This is a genomic window from Burkholderia lata (assembly GCF_902499335.1).
Classification (GTDB): Bacteria; Pseudomonadota; Gammaproteobacteria; order Burkholderiales; family Burkholderiaceae; genus Burkholderia; species Burkholderia lata_B.
Map to the genome: position 1 here is coordinate 36,469 of NZ_CABVQK010000017.1, position 19,695 is coordinate 56,163.

18 protein-coding genes are annotated in these 19,695 nt (G+C 68.7%); 8 read left to right on the forward strand and 10 right to left on the reverse strand.

Annotated elements, in window-relative coordinates:
• The first annotated feature begins 4 nt into the window (after window positions 1–4).
• Window positions 5–877, forward strand: a complete 873-nt coding sequence (locus tag BCO18175_RS33215; RefSeq protein ID WP_174987254.1) for a hypothetical protein — start codon at window positions 5–7, stop codon at window positions 875–877.
• Window positions 878–1,028: 151 nt separating this feature from the next.
• Window positions 1,029–1,649: an HAD family hydrolase gene (locus tag BCO18175_RS33220; RefSeq protein WP_174987256.1), complete on the forward strand. Its 621-nt coding sequence runs from the start codon at window positions 1,029–1,031 to the stop codon at window positions 1,647–1,649.
• 9 nt (window positions 1,650–1,658) lie between these two features.
• Here BCO18175_RS33220 and BCO18175_RS33225 read toward each other — a convergent pair whose 3' ends face one another.
• Window positions 1,659–2,768, reverse strand: coding sequence for a fatty acid desaturase (locus BCO18175_RS33225; protein WP_174967258.1), 1,110 nt, complete (start codon window positions 2,766–2,768; stop codon window positions 1,659–1,661).
• Window positions 2,769–2,973: 205 nt separating this feature from the next.
• Here BCO18175_RS33225 and BCO18175_RS33230 point away from each other — a divergent pair, with 205 nt between their 5' ends.
• The gene (locus BCO18175_RS33230) at window positions 2,974–4,011 is read left to right on the forward strand and encodes an AraC family transcriptional regulator (RefSeq protein ID WP_174987258.1); all 1,038 of its coding nucleotides are present in this window, start codon (window positions 2,974–2,976) and stop codon (window positions 4,009–4,011) included.
• A gap of 61 nt (window positions 4,012–4,072) precedes the next feature.
• Here BCO18175_RS33230 and BCO18175_RS33235 read toward each other — a convergent pair whose 3' ends face one another.
• The 5 genes from BCO18175_RS33235 to cysD all read right to left on the reverse strand — a co-directional run bounded on the left by BCO18175_RS33235 (window position 4,073) and on the right by cysD (window position 10,992).
• Window positions 4,073–5,122 carry a lactonase family protein gene (locus BCO18175_RS33235; RefSeq protein ID WP_174987260.1) on the reverse strand — a complete coding sequence of 350 codons (1,050 nt, stop codon included), beginning with the start codon at window positions 5,120–5,122 and terminating at the stop codon, window positions 4,073–4,075.
• Window positions 5,109–6,476 (reverse strand): MFS transporter, encoded by a 1,368-nt coding sequence (locus tag BCO18175_RS33240; protein ID WP_174987262.1) that lies wholly within the window; start codon window positions 6,474–6,476, stop codon window positions 5,109–5,111. The genes BCO18175_RS33235 and BCO18175_RS33240 overlap by 14 nt, the downstream gene beginning before the upstream one ends.
• Before the next feature lie 296 nt (window positions 6,477–6,772).
• Window positions 6,773–7,960, reverse strand: a complete 1,188-nt coding sequence (locus tag BCO18175_RS33245) for a helix-turn-helix transcriptional regulator (protein WP_174987264.1) — start codon at window positions 7,958–7,960, stop codon at window positions 6,773–6,775.
• 129 nt (window positions 7,961–8,089) lie between these two features.
• A complete protein-coding gene (cysN, locus tag BCO18175_RS33250; RefSeq protein WP_174987266.1) occupies window positions 8,090–10,012 on the reverse strand; it encodes a sulfate adenylyltransferase subunit CysN in 1,923 nt (640 codons plus the stop codon).
• Window positions 10,012–10,992, reverse strand: a complete 981-nt coding sequence (cysD, locus tag BCO18175_RS33255; RefSeq protein ID WP_174987268.1) for a sulfate adenylyltransferase subunit CysD — start codon at window positions 10,990–10,992, stop codon at window positions 10,012–10,014. Before cysD ends, cysN begins: the two co-directional genes overlap by 1 nt.
• A 130-nt stretch (window positions 10,993–11,122) precedes the next feature.
• On the opposite strand from cysD, the gene BCO18175_RS33260 reads away from it, so the two are divergent.
• The 4 genes from BCO18175_RS33260 to BCO18175_RS33275 are packed head-to-tail and all read left to right on the forward strand — an operon-like array spanning window position 11,123 to window position 15,253.
• Entirely contained in the window at window positions 11,123–12,232 is a 1,110-nt protein-coding gene (locus BCO18175_RS33260; RefSeq protein ID WP_174987270.1) for a DUF1214 domain-containing protein, read from the forward strand.
• On the forward strand, window positions 12,229–13,422 hold the full coding sequence (locus tag BCO18175_RS33265; RefSeq protein ID WP_174987272.1) for a sulfotransferase family protein: 1,194 nt from the start codon (window positions 12,229–12,231) through the stop codon (window positions 13,420–13,422). The genes BCO18175_RS33260 and BCO18175_RS33265 overlap by 4 nt, the downstream gene beginning before the upstream one ends.
• 41 nt (window positions 13,423–13,463) lie before the next feature.
• Window positions 13,464–14,255: an SDR family oxidoreductase gene (locus BCO18175_RS33270; protein ID WP_174987273.1), complete on the forward strand. Its 792-nt coding sequence runs from the start codon at window positions 13,464–13,466 to the stop codon at window positions 14,253–14,255.
• 17 nt (window positions 14,256–14,272) lie between these two features.
• On the forward strand, window positions 14,273–15,253 hold the full coding sequence (locus BCO18175_RS33275) for an acetyltransferase (RefSeq protein ID WP_174987275.1): 981 nt from the start codon (window positions 14,273–14,275) through the stop codon (window positions 15,251–15,253).
• 64 nt (window positions 15,254–15,317) lie between these two features.
• Here BCO18175_RS33275 and BCO18175_RS33280 read toward each other — a convergent pair whose 3' ends face one another.
• Together BCO18175_RS33280 and BCO18175_RS33285 are read right to left on the reverse strand one after the other, a co-directional pair.
• Window positions 15,318–15,770, reverse strand: a complete 453-nt coding sequence (locus tag BCO18175_RS33280; protein WP_174987276.1) for a nuclear transport factor 2 family protein — start codon at window positions 15,768–15,770, stop codon at window positions 15,318–15,320.
• Window positions 15,771–15,783: 13 nt separating this feature from the next.
• Window positions 15,784–16,263, reverse strand: a complete 480-nt coding sequence (locus BCO18175_RS33285) for an SRPBCC domain-containing protein (RefSeq protein ID WP_174917702.1) — start codon at window positions 16,261–16,263, stop codon at window positions 15,784–15,786.
• A gap of 400 nt (window positions 16,264–16,663) precedes the next feature.
• On the opposite strand from BCO18175_RS33285, the gene BCO18175_RS33290 reads away from it, so the two are divergent.
• Window positions 16,664–18,142, forward strand: coding sequence for a cryptochrome/photolyase family protein (locus BCO18175_RS33290; protein WP_174987278.1), 1,479 nt, complete (start codon window positions 16,664–16,666; stop codon window positions 18,140–18,142).
• 22 nt (window positions 18,143–18,164) lie between these two features.
• On the opposite strand, the gene BCO18175_RS40910 is transcribed toward BCO18175_RS33290, so the two are convergent.
• On the reverse strand, window positions 18,165–18,287 hold the full coding sequence (locus tag BCO18175_RS40910; RefSeq protein ID WP_006478335.1) for a hypothetical protein: 123 nt from the start codon (window positions 18,285–18,287) through the stop codon (window positions 18,165–18,167).
• Window positions 18,278–19,510: an MFS transporter gene (locus tag BCO18175_RS33295; protein ID WP_254608215.1), complete on the reverse strand. Its 1,233-nt coding sequence runs from the start codon at window positions 19,508–19,510 to the stop codon at window positions 18,278–18,280. Before BCO18175_RS33295 ends, BCO18175_RS40910 begins: the two co-directional genes overlap by 10 nt.
• Between the last annotated feature and the right edge of the window lie 185 nt (window positions 19,511–19,695).

The window sequence follows — 19,695 nt, forward strand, 5'->3', positions numbered from 1 at the left end:
AGCGATGACGAATCCGTCTGACGAGCCCAAGCGGCTCGAGTTCGATACGACGCCCGAGCGCACGCCCGGGCGTCTTGCGTTCGATGCGCCGCCCGCGGCCGCGACGCCGGTTGCGCGTGCGCCCGAGCGGCCCGCGCCGCAGGCGCTCGACTTCGGGCCGGCGCCCGCGTCCGGCAAGGCCGTGCGCACGGCGCCGGCCGAGGCGGTCGGCCGCGCGGTGTTCGGCGAATCGAACCATCCGCAGCTCGAAGCATGCTTCCGCGCCGCGCAGGCCAGTTTCCCGAATCTTTACCCCGACTACGCACCGCGCATCGAGCGGCACATCCGGCAACTGGTGCCGCTGAAGCTCGCGACGGTCGCGATGATCGGCGACGGTGCGCTGGAGACGGCAGGCAACCTCGTCGAAGCCGTCGCGGCGACGACGCGCGAGTTCAACGAACTCGGCGCGGCCGACATGATGGCCGGCATGCTCGCGCAGGCGACGCGCAAGGCCGGCATGTTCGAACGCTGGTTCGGCGCGGCGTCCGGCCAGGTCGACTACCGTGCGGCGATCGGGGCGCTCAAGCAGTCGCTCGGCTTCTTTCCACGCCGTACCGAGGAGCTTGCCGCGAAGGTCCGCCATGCGGAAGAAAACCTCGTGGTCGTGCTCGCGGCGCTGAGCGCAGTGTCGGACGTCGTGCGCGCCCCGGACGATGCGGGTGTCGAGCGCACGCTGTTCGACCGCCGCAACATCGTCGGGCAGGCGGTGCAGCAGATCCGCATGCAACCCGCGCAATTGCGCGGGCTCGACGAGCGCGTGACCGATCTGCTGTCGCGTGCCGATCACCTGATGAACGTCGTGCTGCCGGCGGCATTGGCGGCGCGGCCGCAGCGCTGAGCGCACGGCACGAAGGGAACGAACGGCACGAATGCGCGCGCGGCGGCGCGCGTGTTCGCTGCGCAGGACACGCCGCGTTACACCAATTCACGTGCACCGGCGCGAGTCTGCTATCTTCCGGGGCATCTCATTGCTTTCCCGCCGATTCTCCATGACTGACCGCATCGTTGCCGCATTCGATTTCGACGGCACCATCACGACGACCGACAGCTTTCGCCATTTCGTCCGCTATGCGGTCGGCACGCCGCGCTTCGCGTGGGCCGGATTGCGCGCGCTGCCGTGGATCGTCGCGATGAAGGCCGGGCTGCTGTCGCGCGGCGACGCGAAGGCGAAGTTCGCGTCGTTCGCGTTCGGGCCGGTGCGCGAGGACGCGCTCGATGCGCAGGCGCGCACGTTCGTCGACACCTATCTGCCGGGCCTCGTGCGTCCGGAAATGCTCGAACGCGTTCGCGAGCATCGGGCACGCGGGCACGAAGTCGTGCTGGTGAGTGCGTCGCCGTCGCTGTATCTGGAGAAGTGGGCGAAGACGGCCGGCTTCGATGCGGTGCTCGCGACGCGGCTGGCGTTCGAGCGCGGCACCTTCGCCGGGCGGCTCGACGGCGAAAACTGCTGGGGGCCGCAGAAGGTCGTGCGGCTGCGTGGATGGTGGGGCAACCGGCCGCCGAAGCAGTTGTTCGCGTACGGCGACAGCCGCGGCGACAAGGAAATGGCCGAGCTCGCGAACTGGTCGTGGATCCGCGGGCAAGGGCCGATGCCGCCGATCGGCGAGTGATGCGGTGCGTTACGCGTCCGCCCGAGCCTGGCGCGTACCACGCGACGCGCGATAACCGCCCCAGCGATTCGCCCGCGCGAACGTGCCGACGTCGTTGAAGCGCACGCCGACTTCACGCAGCGCCGCATGCGCGGTGCGCGCGGTCAGCTGGCGGATGTAGAACGGGTCGCGCACCACGAAGTGATGGATCGCGTGCGTGCTGCCGAAATTGAAGCAGAACAGCTGGAATGGCAGCATCCACCACGGGTTGAGCACCTGCGTCTGCTGGATCACGTTGCGTGAATCGATGTCGCCGAAATAATGCATGTTCGAGCTGACGAAGTTGATGCAGAAGCTGCGCACGAAGTTCGGCCCGAGCCACACCACGGCCAGGAAATCGACGACGCTCATCACGCGCTCGACGAGGGCCGGCACCGTCACCGGGTAGCCGAACGCATGCAGTGCGAACAGGCCGGCGTGATAGACGATGAACGCATGCCACAGCACGTAATACACGTGACCGACCGGCATGTACGACGACACCTGCTCGACGCGCAACTGCAGGCGCTCCGACGGATCCTGCACCGGCTGCGCCGCCACGTACTGCTTCACCTTGCGGCGCATCGCGGCCGGCCGCAGCACGACCGCGAGCATGCCGTCCGCGATCATCAGCAGGCGCTTCACGCCCCAGCGCTCGCCGTTGGTGATGCCGAATTCCTCGAGATCCGATTCGCCGCCCGACACCTTGTGGTGGTGCAGGTGCATGCGCCGCCGCGTCCACGGGTTGATCGTGCCGGGCCGCGTGAGCCAGCACAGCGCCATCATCAGGTGATAGGCCCACGGCGTCTTCTTGAAGTACATCAGGTGGATCAGGTCGTGCTCGAGCTCGTGGATCAGCGACGTGACGAACGCGGCGAGCGGCAGCGCGACGTACCACGCGATCGCGCCGCGCGCATACAGCCAGGCGATCGCGAGCATCGCGCTGACCGAGACGGCCATCACGGTCGCGCCGACGAGGTTCTGGTTGTCGAGCAGCGGAAAGCGCGCGCGGATCGCGTCACTCGCGGCGTTGACCTCGCGGCGGACATACGCGACCTTGTCCGCGTCGTTGCGAAAGGCGGTTCGTGCGGGTTGGCTCATCGACCGGGATTCCTGCGGAAAGGGTGGGGCGCAATGCCGATGGGACAAGCATAGGCGCGCACCGGGCCGCACGCGAGGGCCGCGGGTGCCAATGGCGGTGTCATTTCGGGCCACGATGGCCTGCCGGCGCGGCTAGAGTCTCGCCCCGGTGTCATTGCGGGCCAGCGACGCTACAATCCGCCGAAACCGCTCCGGAGTCCGCCGCATGGTCCTGTCCGTCCCGGATGCCGCGCGCCAGCTGAACAAGGCGACGGTGTCGTCCGCGTATGCGCTGTTCATGTTGATGCTGGCCGAAGAGCGCGGCATCGACGGCGGCCGCGTGCTTGCCGGCTCGGGCGTCGAGCGCGACCGGCTCGCGCAGCCCGATGCGCGCATCACGCCGCTGCAGCAGGCGGCGATCGTGTTCAACCTGCTCGACGCGACGGACGACCCGTCGATCGCCATCGAGATCGGCCTGCGTAGCAGCCTGACGAAAGCGGGACTGATCGGCTTCGGGCTGATGAGCTGCGCGACGCTCGGCGAGGCGATTTCGCTCGGCATCCGCTACCTGCCGACCCGCGTGCCGTTCTTCTCGGTGCGGCTCGCGCAGCTCGACGGGATCGTCGACATCGACGTGCTCGAAGCGTTTCCGCTCGGCCGGCTGCGTCAGTTCGCGGTCGAGAACTTCCTGGTCGAGACGGCGATCCTGTTCAATTCGCTACTGTATCCGGTGCCGGGGCGCACGCTGCAGTCGCGTGCCGAACTCCATTTCGAATGGCCCGAACCGCCGTGGTTCGACGGTTATCGCGCGCGGCTGCCGCGCTGCCATTTCGACGCGAGCGCGAACCGCATCCGCTGCGATGCCGCGCTGCTGGACGAACCGATCGGCACCGCGAACGCGCATACCGCGCAGATGATCGTGCAGCAGTGCGAGGCCGAACTCGCGCGGCTCGGCTATGCGGAAAGCATCGTCGAGCGTGTGCGCAACCTGCTGATCTGCGGCGAGGGCGGCTATCCGTCGGTCGACGACGTCGCGCGCGAACTGCATGTGTCGGCGCGTACGCTCAAGCGCAAGCTCGCCGAGTACGGGGCGACCTATTCGACGCTGCTCGACGAGATCCGGTTGCGCGACGCGCTGCGGCTGCTCGAGGGGACACGGCTGCCGGTCGACGAGATCGCCGCGCGCGTCGGCTATACGGATCGCGCCAATTTCACGCGTGCGTTCAAGCGCTGGACGGGCGTCGCGCCGAGCGAGCGGCGCTGAACGCGGGCATGCACCGGCCCGCGTGGCGGGCCTGCCGAGTCATGCCGCACCTGTCCCTTCTTCAGACGATCGCAACCCAGTTCGCACCGCGCCCGCCCGGCACGCGCGCGCGCGGCGACAGCGCGCCGTCGTCCGGCGCGATCGCATACACCGACACGTATTCCGACTGTTCGCCGCAGGCGACGAGCCAGCGCCCCGACGGGTCGATCGCGAACCCGCGCGGCTGCGTCTCGGTGGCGGTCGCGTGCGCGGGTTCGAACGTGCCGTCTTCGGTGCGGCGATAGCAGAGCAGGCGGCTCGACGTGCGTTCGCTGACATACGCGAAACGCTCGTCGGGCGTCAGGTGCAGGTCGGCGGCCCAGACGGACGGCTCGACGGGCGCAGGCGGCCGTGCTTGGCCTTGCGCGAGTTCGGCGACGGCCGGATGGCGTGCGCTCACGTGTGCATCGCCGAGCCGGCCGGTGTCGGGATCGCGCGCGAACGTGGCGAGCGTGGCCTGGAATTCACTGACGACGACGAGCGCACGGCCGTCATCCGCGAATTGCAGGTGACGCGGGCCGAACCCGGCCGGCACGCGCGTTTCGCCGTGTTCGAGCACACGCAGGCCGGCCGCGTCCTCGACGAGCGCGAAGCTGAACACGCGATCCGAGCCGAGCGAACTGACGTAGGCGAAACGGTTGTCCGGCGACACGATCACCGAGTGCGCGTTCGCGATGCCGCCCGCGACTTGGAGCGGCGTGCCGTCGCCGTCGCGCATGCGCGCGGCGTCGTAGAGGCTCAGCGAATTTCCGCCGTACGACGCGCCGAGCAGCCAGCGGCCGCTGCGGTCGAGCGACAGGTACGCATGGCTGGCGTCGATCGCGGTCGTGCCGATGCGCACGAGCGCGCCGGTGGCCGGCACGACGCGGAACGCGACGATCGTCGGCTGTTCGCCGCGCGTCGCGACGTAGAGCCGCGCGCGGTCGGCCTGCACGGCGATCGGCATTGCGACATCGGCGGCCGGGTAGCGGGCGAGCGGCGCGAGCGCGCCGTCGGCCGCGAGGGAGAACGTGGCAAGGTCGCCGTCGGCGGCATTCGAGACGACGACGGTCAGGCGGTCAGTGTTCGGCATGGCGGAGCATCGAAGCATTCGTGAAGGATTCGTCGGCCGGCCGGCCGCGCGGCGGATCGCTGCGCCGGTGCGTGCGCGCGAACAGCGCGGCGACCGCGGCGACGAGCGAAGCGATCGCGAGCGCATACAGCCCGCCCGTGATCGAACCCGTATGTTGCTTCAGGTAGCCGAAAGCCGTCGGCGCGACGAAGCCGCCGAGGTTGCCGACCGAGTTGATCAGCGCGATCACGGCCGCGGCCACGCGCGTGTCGAGATAGCCCTGCGGGATCGGCCAGAACAGCGACGACGCGGCCTTGAAGCCGAGCGCGGCGAAGCAGATCGACGCGAACGACCATACCGGATCGTGCGACGTCGACGCAAACAGCCCGCACGCGGCGAGCACGAGCGCGACCGCGAGCCAGCGCTGCGGATGCTTCCACTTCGACGACAGCACCGCGAAGCCGTACATCGCGCCGATCGCGATCATCCACGGAATCGTGTTGTACAGGCCGACCTGGAAATCGGTGAGGCCGCCCATCTTGCGGATGATCGTCGGCAGCCAGAACGTGGCCGCGTAGATCGTCAGCTGGATCGAGAAATACAGGAAGCAGAACAGCATGATCTGCGGATCGCGCAGCAGCGCGGTGGCGCGCACCGGCACGTTCGAGCGGACGTCGCGCGTCGCGCGCTCCTCGTCGAGCGCGTTCTGCAGCGCCGTGCGTTCCTCGGCCGTGAGCCACGTCGCGTCGCGGATATGCGATTTCAGCAGCAGCCAGCTCGCGCCGCACAGCACGACCGAGAACAGCCCTTCGATCAGGAACATCCATTGCCAGCCTTCGAGGCCGAAGCCGCGAATCGACAGCAGCGCACCGGTGACGGGCCCGGACAGCACCGACGCGAATGCGGAGCCGCCGAGGAAGATCGCCATCGCCTTGCCGCGCTCCTGCGGCGGCAGCCATTGCGACAGGTACAGCACGACGCCGGGGAAGAAGCCGGCCTCGGCCACGCCGAGCAGGAAGCGCAGCGTGTAGAACGACGTGTCGTTCCACACGAACGCCATCGCGGCCGCGACGATGCCCCATGTCGCCATGATCCGGGCGAGCCACACACGTGCGCCGTAGCGCTGCATCAGCAGGTTCGACGGCACTTCGAACAGCGCGTAGCCGACGAAGAACAGCCCGGCGCCGAGGCCGTACGCGGCCGCACCGATGCCGATCGACGCTTCGAGGTGACGATCGACGAAGCCGACGTTCACGCGGTCGATGTAGTTCGCGATGAACATGATCAGCACGAGCGGCAGCACATGCCACTTCACTTTCGAGACGGCGGACGCGAGCGGGTCGCGTCCGGACAGGGCGGGCGAGGGCGGGTTCAAGCGTGTCTCCGGTCGGGCGGCGGCGGACGGAGCGGGTGCTCGCGTCAGCGTTTGGATGGCGGTCTGTGTAGTATGTCGTCGTATGACATGGTACGCCTGAGTGCCGATGAAGACGTCGCGGGTTTACCCGGAATTTTCCCAGTTATTGGGGAATTTCATGAGATTCGGTGATCACTTATTCATGTCTGATGACGTATGACATGAAATGAGTATGCGCTAACCACTGGACACCCGGTCGCGACCCGTGCGGCCGGGCATTGACCGGGCAAGCCCGCCTGCGCCCGCCGTCGCGGCCGCTATGCCATCGACACGACGCTGTTGAGCAGCGTCTTCACGAGCACGGCCTGCCGCGTCGCGCCCGTTTTCGCGAAGATGCCGCGCAGGTGCGCGCGCGCCGTGTTCTTCGTGATGCCGGTCGCGGCGGCCGCCTCGTCGAGCGTGAGCCCGTCGACGAGCAGCAGCGCGATTTCGGTTTCCATCGGCGTGAGCCGGAACAGCCGATGCAGCATGTCGCGCGACGTCTGCGGCGACGACGCCGGATCGCGGACGAACACCGCGACCGCGGGCCGGTGCTGGCGGTCCTCCGCGCCGCGGTAGGGCGCGAGCGGGCGCAGCAGCACGCTCAACGGCATCGTGCCGCCGGGGCGCGACAGTGTGGTGGCTTCGATGCGCGCGAGCGCACCCGCGCGGAAATGCTCGAGCGCGGCCTGCAGCGCCTTCTGCAGCCGGCGCTCGTCGAGCGGGCACGACGCGTGGAGCCGCTCCTGGCGAACGCACAGCCCGTCCTGCTGCTCGATCAGCCGTTCGGCGATGCGGTTGCGCTTGATCACGCGGCCGTCCTCGTCGACGATCGCGGTGCCGACATCGAGCCGGTCGACGGTGCCCGCGTACAGCGCGCGTTCGGCATCGAGCACGTCGAACGCCGCGTGCAGCTCGACTGCCCGCTGCAGGTGCGGCAGCAGTGTCGCGACCTGCGCGCGCTCGGCCGCGTCGAAATCGCGGCCGCCGTGCGCACGGCTCACGAAGAACGCGCATTCGACGCCGCGTTCGCCGCGCAGGTTCGCGCCGAGGATGTAGCGCAGGTCGAGCGGCTGCAGGTACTGCCGGTAGAAATCGTGTGCGCGCCACGCGGTTTCGCCGAACAGCCGATCGGCCGTGAAAACCTGGCCGGGCGGCTGATCGAGAAACGGGCAGAGCGCGTAGAACTGCTCGCTGTACGACGGCTCGCCGGGCAGTAGCGGGCCGTGCGCGGATGCGTTGATGATGAGCCCGTGCCGTGCGCCGCCCGGATTGCGCAGCACCAGGGTCGTGAAGCTCGCATCGAGCCGCACGCGGACCGCTTCGAGGAAGCCGGCCCACGGGGTCGCTTCCGACGGGCCCTGATAGACGAGCCCGAGCCACGCGCTGAGTTCGCGCGCCGTCCACGCCGCGTCGTCGAAACCGTCGTGTGCGGCCGGATCGCCGGGCGCCAGCGCGATGGGCATGCTCGTGTTCTCCTGGTCGGGATGAAGGATTCCCGGACCAGCATACCGGCCGGCCGGCGGCCCGCGTCATCCGAACGGAGTAGGCGACGCGGGCAGGCGGGCAATCGCCGGGCTGCCCGCTTGCGGCGCTTACGCCGCGCGCTCGCGCAGCAGGTACGCGACGATGCGGTCGGCCGCCTCTTCAGGCGCCTCAGCCACCGTGTCGACGCGCAGTTCGGGCTGCGCGGGCGGCTCGTACGGCGAATCGATGCCCGTGAAGTGCTTCAGCTCGCCGCGCCGCGCCTTCCTGTACAGGCCCTTCGGGTCGCGCTCCTCGGCGACCGCGAGCGGCGTGTCGACGAATACCTCGACGAACTCGTCGGGGCCGACCAGCGCGCGTGCCATGTCGCGTTCCGCGCGGAACGGCGAGATGAACGACACGAGCGTGATGAGCCCCGCGTCGAGCATCAGCCGCGCGACTTCGGCGACGCGCCGGATGTTCTCCACGCGATCGGCCTCGGTGAACCCGAGATCGCGATTGAGCCCGTGCCGCACGTTGTCGCCGTCGAGCAAGTACGTGTGCTTGCCGAGCGCGTGCAGCCGTTTCTCGACGAGGTTCGCGATCGTCGACTTGCCGGCACCCGACAAGCCTGTCAGCCACACGATGCGCGGCGTTTGCGCCTTCTGCGCGGCACGCGCGGCGCGATCGACGTCGACTGCCTGCCAGTGCACGTTGTGCGCGCGGCGCAGCGCGAAGTGCAGCATCCCGGCGCCGACCGTGTCGTTGGTGAAGCGGTCGATCACGATGAAGCCGCCCGTGTGGCGGTTGCGGTCGTACGGATCGAATGCGACGGGCCGGTCGAAGCTCAGGTTGCATACGCCGATTTCGTTGAGCGCGAGCGTGCGCGCCGCGAGATGCTCGCGCGTGTTCACGTCGATCTTGTACTTCGGCGTCGCGCAGGTCGCGCCGACCGTCTGCGTGCCGAGCTTCACGAGATACGGGCGGCCGGGCAGCAGCGGTTCGTCGTGCATCCACACGAGCGTCGCCTCGAACTGGTCGGCCACCTCGGGCGGCGCATCCGCGCGCGCGATCATGTCGCCGCGGCTGATGTCGATCTCGTCGGCGAGCGTGAGCGTGACCGCGTCGCCGGCGCGCGCGATGTCGCTTGCGCCGCCTTGCGTGATCACCGACGCGACGCGGCTTTCCTTGCCGGACGGCAGCACACGCACGCGCTCGCCGACACGGATCTCGCCCGATGCGATGCTGCCCGCGTAGCCGCGGAAATTCAGGTGCGGGCGGTTGACCCACTGCACCGGCAGCCGGAACGGTTCGTCGCGCGTCACACGCGCGGCGAGCGGCAGCGTGTCGAGATGCTGCATCAGCGTCGGACCCGCGTACCACGGCATCCGCGCGCTCGGCGCGATCACGTTGTCGCCGCGCAGCGCCGACATCGGAATGCTGACGATCTCCGCCAGCCCGAGCTCGGCGGCGAACGCGCGATAGTCGGCGTCGATGCGCTCGAACACGGCGCGGTCGTAGTCGACCAGGTCCATCTTGTTGATCGCGAGCACCACGCGCTTGATGCCGATCAGCGCGACGAGATGGCTGTGGCGGCGCGTCTGCGTGAGCACGCCCTTGCGCGCGTCGATCAGGATCACGGCGAGATCGGCGGTCGACGCGCCGGTGATCATGTTGCGCGTGTACTGCTCGTGGCCGGGTGTGTCGGCGACGATGAACTTGCGTCGCGCGGTCGCGAAGAAGCGGTAGGCGACGTCGATCGTGATCCCTTGCTCGCGCTCGGCCGACAGGCCGTCGACGAGCAGCGCGAAATCGAGTTCGCCGCCCTGCGTGCCGACTTTCTTCGAATCGGCTTCGAGCTGCGTGAGCTGGTCGTCGAACAGCATGTTCGATTCGTAGAGCAGGCGGCCGATCAGCGTGCTCTTGCCGTCGTCGACGCTGCCGCACGTGATGAAGCGCAGCAGGTCCTGGGTTGGCGTGTGCGCTTCGTCGGCGGCGCGGGGATCGGGTGCGTGGCGCGCGAGCGTGTCGGGCGCGGTGAGTACGTGTGCCATCAGAAATATCCCTCCTGTTTCTTCTTTTCCATCGAACCGGCCGAATCGCTGTCGATCAGTCGTCCTTGTCGTTCGGACGTGCGCGTCTCGCGCATCTCCTGCAGGATGTCGTCGAGCGACGTCGCGTCGCTGTCGATCGCGCCCGTCAGCGGATAGCAGCCGAGCGTGCGAAAGCGCACCTTGCGCATCCGCGGCACTTCGCCTTCGCGCAGCGGCAGGCGTTCGTCGTCGACCATGATCAGCGCGCCGTCGCGTTCGACCACGGGCCGCTCCTTCGCGAAGTAGAGCGGCACGATCGGGATGTCGTGAAGCTGGATGTACTGCCAGATGTCGAGCTCGGTCCAGTTCGAGATCGGGAACACGCGCAGGCTTTCGCCCTTGCGCTTGCGCGCGTTGTACAGCGACCAGAGTTCGGGGCGCTGGCGCTTCGGGTCCCAGCGGTGCTGTTCCGAGCGCAGCGACACGATGCGCTCCTTCGCGCGCGATTTCTCCTCGTCGCGGCGGGCGCCGCCGAACGCGGCGTCGAAGCCGTAGTGATCGAGCGCCTGCTTGAGCCCCTGCGTCTTCCACACGTCGGTATGGACGGCCGAGCCGTGCGTGAACGGATTGATGCCGTTCGCGACGCCGTCGGGGTTGATGTGCACGCGCAGGTCGAGGCCGAGGCGCGCGGTCGTCTCGTCGCGAAACGCGATCATCTCGCGGAACTTCCAGGTCGTATCGACGTGCAGCAGCGGAAAGGGCGGCTTTGCCGGGTAGAACGCCTTCATCGCGAGATGCAGCATGACCGAGCTGTCCTTGCCGATCGAGTACAGCATCACCGGGTTCTCGCTCTCGGCGACCACCTCGCGCATGATGTGGATGCTTTCGGCCTCCAGCCGCTCCAAGTGGGTCAACATCGTTCGTCTCCTTGTTTCATGCCGGTGCCGCGCGACATGTGCGGCGTTTCGTGCATGACACCGACGGTATCGAGCGAGCGGCATGCCGCTCTTCGTCCGGGTGGACTAAACCGCGGTGCGGTGGTGGAGCGGATCTTTCCTTAGTCCACCCGGACGAAGTGGCGCGCGGCGGCGGCGCTTAAGGTGAGCGCTCGACCATCGGCGGAGACGACACATGACGGACGACACACGTGCCACGCAATTGCTTTCGGGCCAGACCTGGGCCGATTTCTGCGACACCCTGAAACGCAGCGGACAACAGATCCTGCGCGCCGAGGCGCCGGACGATCCGCTGACGCGCGCGGAAGGATTCCGCTACCTGAGCCGGCTGATGCGCATCGCGCTCGAAATGCACGTCGAGTTCGCTGACGGCGCATGGCCCGGCTTTTTCTCGCCGTCGCACGAGACCGCGAAGATCGGCGCCGACAATCCCGACAACCTGTACCAGTACGCGCGTCTCGACGGCCGCTGCGAATACCGCGTGACGGGGCGGCGCGGCACGGTGGCGTACCTGAGCTTCGGCACGCAGAAGGGCGGCTACGAGACCGACGGCAAGATGCTGCAGACGGGCTTTCTCGATGCGAAGCAACTCGAGATCGCACCGGACGGCAGCTTCGAGATCGTATTAAGCGAGACACCGCGCGCGGGCAACTGGGTGCGCATGGAGCCCGGCACCAACGCGTTGCTGGTGCGCCAGACTTTCCTCGACCGTCGTGCGGAAACGCCGGCGCAGTTGAAGATCGAGCGCATCGGTGCCGACGATCGCCCGGCGCCGCTCGACCCGCTTGTGCTGCAGAGTGGCCTCACGCGCGCCGCGCAGTTCGTCGAGCAGACGTCGAAGCTGTTCGCGGACTGGGCCGCGAGCTACCGGTCGCACGTGAATGCGCTGCCGCCCGCCGACCAGGCGCTGTGCCAGTCGGTCGGCGGCGATCCGAACATCTACTACTACCACTCGTGCTGGTCGCTGGCCGACGACGAAGCGCTCGTGATCGACGTCGACACGGTGCCCGATTGCGATTTCTGGAACGTGCAGCTCAACAACTACTGGATGGAGTCGCTCGATTACCGGCACTTCGATATCTGCGTGAACAAGCACAGCGCGCGGCTGAATGCGGACGGCGGCGTGACGGTGGTCGTCGCGGCCGCGCGGCCGGGCGATGCGAACTGGCTCGATACGGCCGGGCATCGCACCGGCACGATCTGCTGGCGCTGGGTGGGCGCCGTGCAGCCGGTGCATCCACGCACGCGTGTGGTGAAGCTCGCGACGCTGAAGGAGGCCGCATGAATGCGCCGCTTGACCGGACCCGCACGCTGCTTGCAGCCGACGGGTTGATCGCCGAAGCCGTGTCGCGCGCGGGTGGACTGACTGTGTTCGGCGACGGGCCGTATCGCGAGGCGCTCGACGTGATGTGCGCGTCGCTGGTCGACGAAGCGAACCTGTCCGCGCGCGGTGCGGAGATGATGCGCGAGAAGCTCGTCGGCCAGCTCGTGAACCGGCTCGTCGTCGAGTATTACTTTCGCCGCCATCCGGAGATCGCGGAGATCGAAATCGACGATCCGCTCGTGATCGTCGGCTTGCCGCGCACGGGCACGACACTGCTGCAGCGGCTGCTGGCCGTCGACCCGCGTTTCCACACGGCCGCGTGGTGGGAAACCCGCTACCCGGCGCCGCTCGCGGGCGAGACGCTTGCCGAGCCGACGGTGCGCATTGCACGTGCGCAGGCCGAGGTCGCGACGATGATCGACTGCATTCCGCAGATCCTGACGATCCATCCGCTCGATGCGATGCTCGCCGACGAGGAGTTCATGCTGATGGAGCATTCGTTCGTGTGCGCGATGGATTCGTACGCGAACGTGCCGCGCTACACGGCATGGCTCGCGCGGCAGGATCTCACGCCGGTCTATACGTACCTGAAGCGGATGTTGCAGTTCCTGCAGTGGCAGAAGGCGCAGCGCGGCGTCGCGCCGGCCGCGCGCTGGCTGCTGAAGACGCCGCAGCACCTGCATGCGCTCGACGTGCTGTGCCGCGTGTTCCCACGCGCGCAGGTCGTGCTGACGCATCGCGATCCGGCGCAGACGATTCCGTCGATGGCCAGCATGGCGCATACGTTGTGGCAGATGTATGCGGACGATCCCGATCCGCTCGCCGTCGGCGCGCAGTGGAACGCGGGGATGGCGCGCGCGATCGGCGCGGCGATGGCCGCGCGCGACGCGCTGCCGGCCGACCGGTTCCTCGACGTGCGTTTCGAGGACACGGTGTCGAATCCGCTCGGCGTTGCGGAGGCCGTATACGCGTTTGCCGGAATGCCGCTCGATGCGCGGCAGCGCACGGAGATGACGGACTGGATGGCGCGCAACGGCCGCGACAAGCGTGCCGCGCACGACTATTCGATCACGCGCTTCGGCTTCACCGATGCGCAGCTCGCGCGCGACTTCGCCGCGTATCGCGCGCGGCACCTGCGGGCGGCCGGTTGACGGCCTGGCTCGCGAGACCAACGACAACCAGGAGACAACCCATGTTGCTGAAGGACAAGATCGTCGTGATTTCCGGGATCGGGCCGGGGCTCGGCGTGAAGCTCGCCGTCGAGGCGGCGCGCGAGGGCGCACGCGGCGTCGTCGTCGCGGCGCGCACGATGGAAAAGCTCGACGACGCCGAAACGCGTATCCATGAGCTCGGCGTCGACTGCAACGTGCTGAAGGTGAAGACCGACATCACCGATCGTGCACAATGCCGGCAGCTCGCGACGCAGGCCGTCGAGCGCTTCGGCCGGATCGACGCGCTCGTGAACAGCGCATTCGTGCACGGCACGTTTCCGGAACTGGTGGAGGAAGCCGACCTCGATGGCTGGCGCGCGGTATTCGACACCAACGTGTTCGGCACGATGGCGCTCACGCAGGAAGTCGTGCCGCACATGAAGCGGCAAAAGCGCGGCGCGATCGTGATGATCAACACGCAGGCGACCCGCAAGCCGTTTGCAGGGGAAGGCGGCTACGCTGTATCGAAGGGCGCGCTTGCGGTTGCGGCAAAATACCTGGCACGCGAACTCGGCGTGCACGGCATTCGCGCGAACAGCATCCACATGGGGTGGATGTGGGGCGTGCCGACCCAGACGTATTTCCGGCAGGCGGCTGCCGAGTACGGGATGACGGAAGAACAGATCATCGCGCCGATCGCGTCGAACATCGCACTCGCGAAGCTGCCGACCGACGACGACTGCGCTCGCGCGGCGCTGTTCCTCGCGTCGGATTACGCGAACGCGGTGACGGGCGCGACGCTCGACGCGAACGGCGGCGATTTCATGCCCTGACGACGGAGCAAAGGAACATGCAGGACAACCACGACGCACAACATTTCTTTGCGTTCAACGGCGACGCGGACGGGCTGTGCGCGCTTCAGCAACTGCGGCTCGCGGAGGGCGTGCACGGCGCGCTCGTGACCGGCGTGAAGCGCGACATCAAGCTGCTTGAGCGGATCGACGCGTGCGCGGGCGACATCGTCACCGTGCTCGACGTGTCGCACGACCAGAATCGCGATGCGTGCGCGCGACTGCTGCGCGATGGCGCGACGGTCCGCTATTTCGATCATCACTTCGCGGGCGAGCTGCCCGACGATCCGCGCTTCGACGCGCATATCGACACGGCAGCCGACGTCTGCACGAGCGCGATCGTGAACCGTTATCTCGGCGGCCGGCACGTGCGTTGGGCGATCGTCGCGGCATTCGGCGACGAGTTGCCGGCGCTTGGCCGCACGCTTGCGCGCGAGCACGGGATCGACGACGCCGAATGCGACACGCTGGCCGAACTCGGGCTCTACCTGAACTACAACGCGTACGGCGAGTGTGTCGGTGATCTGCATTTCGACCCGGCGGCGCTCGCCGACGCGATGCTGCCCTGCGTCGATCCGCTCGATTTCGTGCGCGAGACGGCCGTGTTCGCCGCGCTGCGCGACGGCTACCGCGACGACATGGCGCGTGCGTGCGCACTCGCGCCGCTGCGCGAGGTGCCCGGTGCGACGCTGGTCCGGATGCCTGATCATCCATGGGCGCGGCGCGCGACGGGCATGCTCGCGAACGAGCGGATGCGCAACGCGCCGCATGCGGCGCTCGCGGTGCTGTCGCCGCGAGCGGACGGCGGGCTCGTCGTCAGCGTGCGCGTGCCCGACGGCCGGCCGCTCGGCGCCGACGAGTTCTGTCGCGGTTTTCCGACCGGCGGCGGGCGCAAGCGCGCGGGCGGCATCAACCATCTGCCGGAAGACGAGTTCGACGCGTTCGCCGAGCGATTCGAGGCGGCGTTCAGGCTCGATTGACGCAGCGGGCTGCGATGACGCGCATGCCGTGCAGCCATCGCACGGCGTGCGCATCGTGGCCCGATTAACCGGTCGCGCCCGCGAGCACGGCCGGCACGTTGTGACCGTAGCAGCGCTCCTCGACGCGCTCGACGATGCGCCAGCCCTGGGCGGTACGCATGAACCGGTCGACGTACCAGAGCCCGAGAAACATCACCTGCGTGCTGCCGTCCGGCAGCGCGACTTCCATCGGATTGAAGCAGATCGTGCGGCCACGCGCGGTATCGCCGTCGAGCCGGATCGACAGGTTGCCGACCATGTGCTGGTACCGCGGAAACTGCGGCAGCACGGTGCGCAGCCATGCCTTCACCTCCGGATAGCGGCCGGCGATGCCGCCCATCGCGCGATAGTCGATCGCGGCATCAGGTGTGAACACCGCGTCGAGCGCGTCGAAGTCGCGCGTGTCGATCGCTGTCGAATACGCGACGACCAGCTCGCGGATGTCGTGATGGTCGGACAGCGTTTTCAGATCGGGCATCGGCGGCTCCCGGTCACGCGCTGTTGCGCCGGCGTGCCGCATGGACCGCTTCGGCGCGCTGCTTCACGTCGCGCGCGCACTGGTCGAAGCCCTGTTTCACCCACGCACCGTGGTTCTGCATGATCGTGTCCGCGTTGACGCCGAGGAACTGGTCGGTCGTGAAATAGCGGCAGCGCTCCGCGCCGGTCGCATCGATGTACTGGTCGCGGCGCGCGGCGTCCTTGTTGTCGTCGGTCGGGCGCTGCTCCCACGACAGCAGGCGTTCGGGTTCGTACGCGACGAGGATCTCGTTGACGGGAATCACGGTTTCCGTGCCGGGAATGCGCACCTGCATGTGCACGAAATCGCCGAGCTTGCCGGTCGTTTCGAAGCCGACGCAAAACGTGTTCCATTCTCCGTAGCGCGGAAAGTCGGTCAGCACTTCCCACACGACGGAGGCCGGTGCGTCGATGTCGACGGTGATCGAGGTGACGAGATTCGAGGGTTTGGTCATGGCGGCGTATCGGATGAAGCCGCGCGTACCCGGGTGGCGGGAAGCGTCGCGGCGGTCGGAAGGATTCGCGCCGGTATCGATCGGCGCGCGTGACGGGTGCGGCTCGGGACGTGCGGGGGCGTTCGAGGCCGGCACGTCCCGCGCATCGCGGCGCACCCGACATCGAGCGTAGGCCGGCCCACGCGGCGAAGAATCGTCGGAATGGACTAAGGCGTTTCACCGGGCGGGTGATGCGAAACGGTGCGAGTGCTGTGATCGTCAGCGTCAGCGTCAGCGTCAGCGTCAGCGTCAGCGTCAGCGGCACCGGCACCGGCACCGGCACCGGCGCATCGAACGTCGACACCGCGCGACGCAGCCGCGACAATACGGGTCTCTTCCCGCTTTCGTCATCGAGGTGCCCGTGCCTGCCAAGTCGTCCGTTGCTCCCGCGATCGTCTGGTTCCGCGACGATCTGCGCGTGACCGACCAGCCCGCGCTGACGCGTGCGGTCGCGTCGGGCCGGCCGCTCGTCTGCGTATTCGTCGACGATACGGGCGACGGCGCCGGGCGAGCGCTCGGCGGCGCGGCGCGCTGGTGGCTGCACGGGTCGCTGGCCGGGCTCGACGCGGCGCTTGCGCGTCATGGCGGGCGCCTGCTGCTGCTGCGCGGCGACGCGCCGCGCGAGATCGAACGTGTCGTGCACGACACGGGCGCGGAAGCCGTGTACTGGAACCGCCGCTATGCGCAACCGCAGCGCGACGCCGACGCGGCGCTGAAGGCGGCGCTCAAGGCGCGCGGCGTCACGGTCGAGAGCAGCAACGGCAGCCTGCTGAACGAGCCGTGGGAGGTGCTGACGGGCAGCGGCGGGCCGTACCAGGTGTTCACCGCGTACTGGCGTGCGGCGCGGCGCGATCGTTCCGTCGCCGCGCCGTTGCCGGAACCCGAGCGGATCGCGTTTCATCCGTGGCCGAAGACCGTGAAAGACCGCGCGCTGGCGCTCGATGCGCTCGCCTTGCGTCCTCCGGTGCCGGATTGGGCCGGCGGCCTGCGCGACGCATGGCCCGCGCCGGACGAAGCCGGGGCGCACGCCCGGCTCGACGCCTTCCTGACGACGTCGCTTGCCGGTTACGCGGATGCGCGCGACCTTCCCGACCGTCCCGCGACGAGCCGGCTGTCGCCGTTCCTGCGCTTCGGCAACGTATCGCCGCGACAGGTGTGGCATGCGGTGCGGGGCGCCGCAAGCGCGGGCGGTGCGGCGGTCGCCGCGGACGCCGACAAATTCCTGAGCGAACTCGGCTGGCGCGAGTTCAGCTACACGCTGCTGTATCACTTCCCGGCACTCGCGACCGACAACTTCCGCGCGCAGTTCGACGCGATGCCGTGGCGCGACGACCCCGCCGCGCTGCACGCATGGCAGCGCGGGCTGACCGGCTATCCGCTCGTCGATGCGGGCCTGCGCGAACTGTGGACGACCGGCTGGATGCACAACCGCGTGCGGATGGTCGTCGCGTCGTTCCTGATCAAGCACTTGCTGGTGGACTGGCGCGCGGGCGAAGCGTGGTTCTGGGACACGCTGGTCGACGCCGATCCCGCCAACAACGCGGCGAGCTGGCAGTGGGTGGCCGGCTGTGGCGCCGACGCCGCGCCGTATTTCCGCATCTTCAATCCGATCGCGCAGGGGCAGAAGTTCGACCCGGACGGCGCGTACGTGCGGCGCTGGGTGCCCGAGCTTGCCGGCCTCGACAACGCATCGATCCATGCGCCGTGGGAAGCGTCGCCGCTGGAGCTCGATGCGGCCGGCGTGCGGCTCGGCGTCGATTATCCGGCGCCGCTCGTCGAGCATGCGGCCGCGCGTGCCCGCGCGCTCGATGCGCTGGCTGCATTGCCGAAGCGCCGCTGACCGCGCGCGCCGGCTTGGCGCATCAATTGCAGAACGCGACGTGTTCGAGCAGCGCGTACGCGACACCCGAATCGAAGTAGGCCGCGCCGCACCATGCGACGAAAGCGAGCGTGCCGGCGGCCAGCGCCGCGCGGATCATGCCCATGCCGCGTTGCCCGATGCCGGACGCGCGACGCGCGCGTCGTTGATCGGCAGGTGCAGCAACGCCGCGAGGATGCCGAGCGCGATCGAGCCGATCCACAGCGGCATGTACGAATGCGTCGCGTCGTACACGACCGCGCCGAGCCAGACGCCGAAGAAGCTGCCGAGCTGGTGCCCGAAGAACACGAAGCCGAACAGCGTCGCGATGTAGCGCACGCCGAACACCTGCGAGATCACGCCGTTCGTCAGCGGCACGGTGCCGAGCCACGTGAACCCCATCACGGCCGCGAACACATAGACGCTCGCGGGCGACAGCGGCGCGGCGACGAACACGGCCATCGTGAGCGCACGCACCAGGTACAGCACCGACAGCACGTACTTGCGCCGCAGCAGCCCGCCGAGATGGCCGCACGCATAGGTGCCGGCTACGTTGGTCAGCGCGATCAGCGCGAGCGCGACGCTCGCGTGGCGCGCCGGCAGCCCGTGGTCGAGCAGGTAGGCGGGAAGATGCGTCGCGATGAACGCGAGCTGAAAGCCGCACGCGAAGAAGCCCGCGTTCAGCAGCCAGAAGCCGCGATGCGCGAACGCCTCGCGCACGGCTTCGCCGATCGACTGGTCGGGGCCCGCGGCGGCGCCGGCAGCCTGCGCGGGCCGGTCACGCAGCAGGACGGCGAGCGGTGCAAGCAGCGCCGCGACGAGCGCCAGCGCGATGAATGCATGCCGCCAGCCGATGCCGCCGATCAGCTCCTGCGCGACGGGCACCATGCAGAACTGGCCGAGCCCGCCGATCGCGCCTGCGACGCCGAGCGCCCAGCCGCGCCGGTCGGGCGGAAACAGGCGGCTCAGCGCGCCATAGATCGATGCGAATGCCGAGCCCGACAGCGCGACGCCGATCACGAGCCCGGCGCCGACCGTGAACATGCCCGTCGTCGCCGCATGCGCCATCGTGACGAGCCCGGCCGCGTACAGCAGCATCCCGGCGACGATCACGCGCAGCGAGCCGAAGCGATCGGCGACCATGCCCGTGAACGGCTGCGCGACGCCCCAGATCAGGTTCTGCAGCGCCAGCGCGAGCCCGAACGCTTCGCGCGACCAGCCATGATCGAGCGACACCGGCGCGAGGAACAGGCCCTGCACGTGGCGGATGCCGAGTGCGGCGCCCATGATCAGACCGCCGGCCAGGACGGGCAGCCAGCGGCGACGAACTTCCTGCTCGATCGGGGTCATGCGTGTCTCCGGAGGATGGCGCGCGGCAAAACGGCCGCGCTCGATCCGATTAGACGATCGGGCCCGTCGTCGCTCAAGCGATCATTCGGTCAGGTTGGCATGCGTGCGGGGAATGCGACGCGGGGCGCGCGGGGTGGGGCGGGAGCGCCCGGCAACGGTCGGGCTTGTTTGCAGAGGCCGCGCCG

Coding starts and splice junctions, on each gene's coding strand:
- BCO18175_RS33220 (WP_174987256.1), top strand. CDS start 1,029: ATGACTGACCGCATCGTTGCCGCATTCGATTTCGACGGCACCATCACG.
- BCO18175_RS33225 (WP_174967258.1), bottom strand. CDS start 2,768: ATGAGCCAACCCGCACGAACCGCCTTTCGCAACGACGCGGACAAGGTC.
- BCO18175_RS33275 (WP_174987275.1), top strand. CDS start 14,273: ATGCAGGACAACCACGACGCACAACATTTCTTTGCGTTCAACGGCGAC.
- BCO18175_RS33295 (WP_254608215.1), bottom strand. CDS start 19,510: ATGACCCCGATCGAGCAGGAAGTTCGTCGCCGCTGGCTGCCCGTCCTG.
- BCO18175_RS33265 (WP_174987272.1), top strand. CDS start 12,229: ATGAATGCGCCGCTTGACCGGACCCGCACGCTGCTTGCAGCCGACGGG.
- cysN (WP_174987266.1), bottom strand. CDS start 10,012: ATGGCACACGTACTCACCGCGCCCGACACGCTCGCGCGCCACGCACCC.
- BCO18175_RS33260 (WP_174987270.1), top strand. CDS start 11,123: ATGACGGACGACACACGTGCCACGCAATTGCTTTCGGGCCAGACCTGG.
- BCO18175_RS33270 (WP_174987273.1), top strand. CDS start 13,464: ATGTTGCTGAAGGACAAGATCGTCGTGATTTCCGGGATCGGGCCGGGG.
- BCO18175_RS40910 (WP_006478335.1), bottom strand. CDS start 18,287: ATGGGCATGATCCGCGCGGCGCTGGCCGCCGGCACGCTCGCTTTCGTC.
- BCO18175_RS33235 (WP_174987260.1), bottom strand. CDS start 5,122: ATGCCGAACACTGACCGCCTGACCGTCGTCGTCTCGAATGCCGCCGAC.
- BCO18175_RS33230 (WP_174987258.1), top strand. CDS start 2,974: ATGGTCCTGTCCGTCCCGGATGCCGCGCGCCAGCTGAACAAGGCGACG.
- BCO18175_RS33285 (WP_174917702.1), bottom strand. CDS start 16,263: ATGACCAAACCCTCGAATCTCGTCACCTCGATCACCGTCGACATCGAC.
- BCO18175_RS33215 (WP_174987254.1), top strand. CDS start 5: ATGACGAATCCGTCTGACGAGCCCAAGCGGCTCGAGTTCGATACGACG.
- BCO18175_RS33245 (WP_174987264.1), bottom strand. CDS start 7,960: ATGCCCATCGCGCTGGCGCCCGGCGATCCGGCCGCACACGACGGTTTC.
- BCO18175_RS33280 (WP_174987276.1), bottom strand. CDS start 15,770: ATGCCCGATCTGAAAACGCTGTCCGACCATCACGACATCCGCGAGCTG.
- cysD (WP_174987268.1), bottom strand. CDS start 10,992: ATGCCGCTCGCTCGATACCGTCGGTGTCATGCACGAAACGCCGCACAT.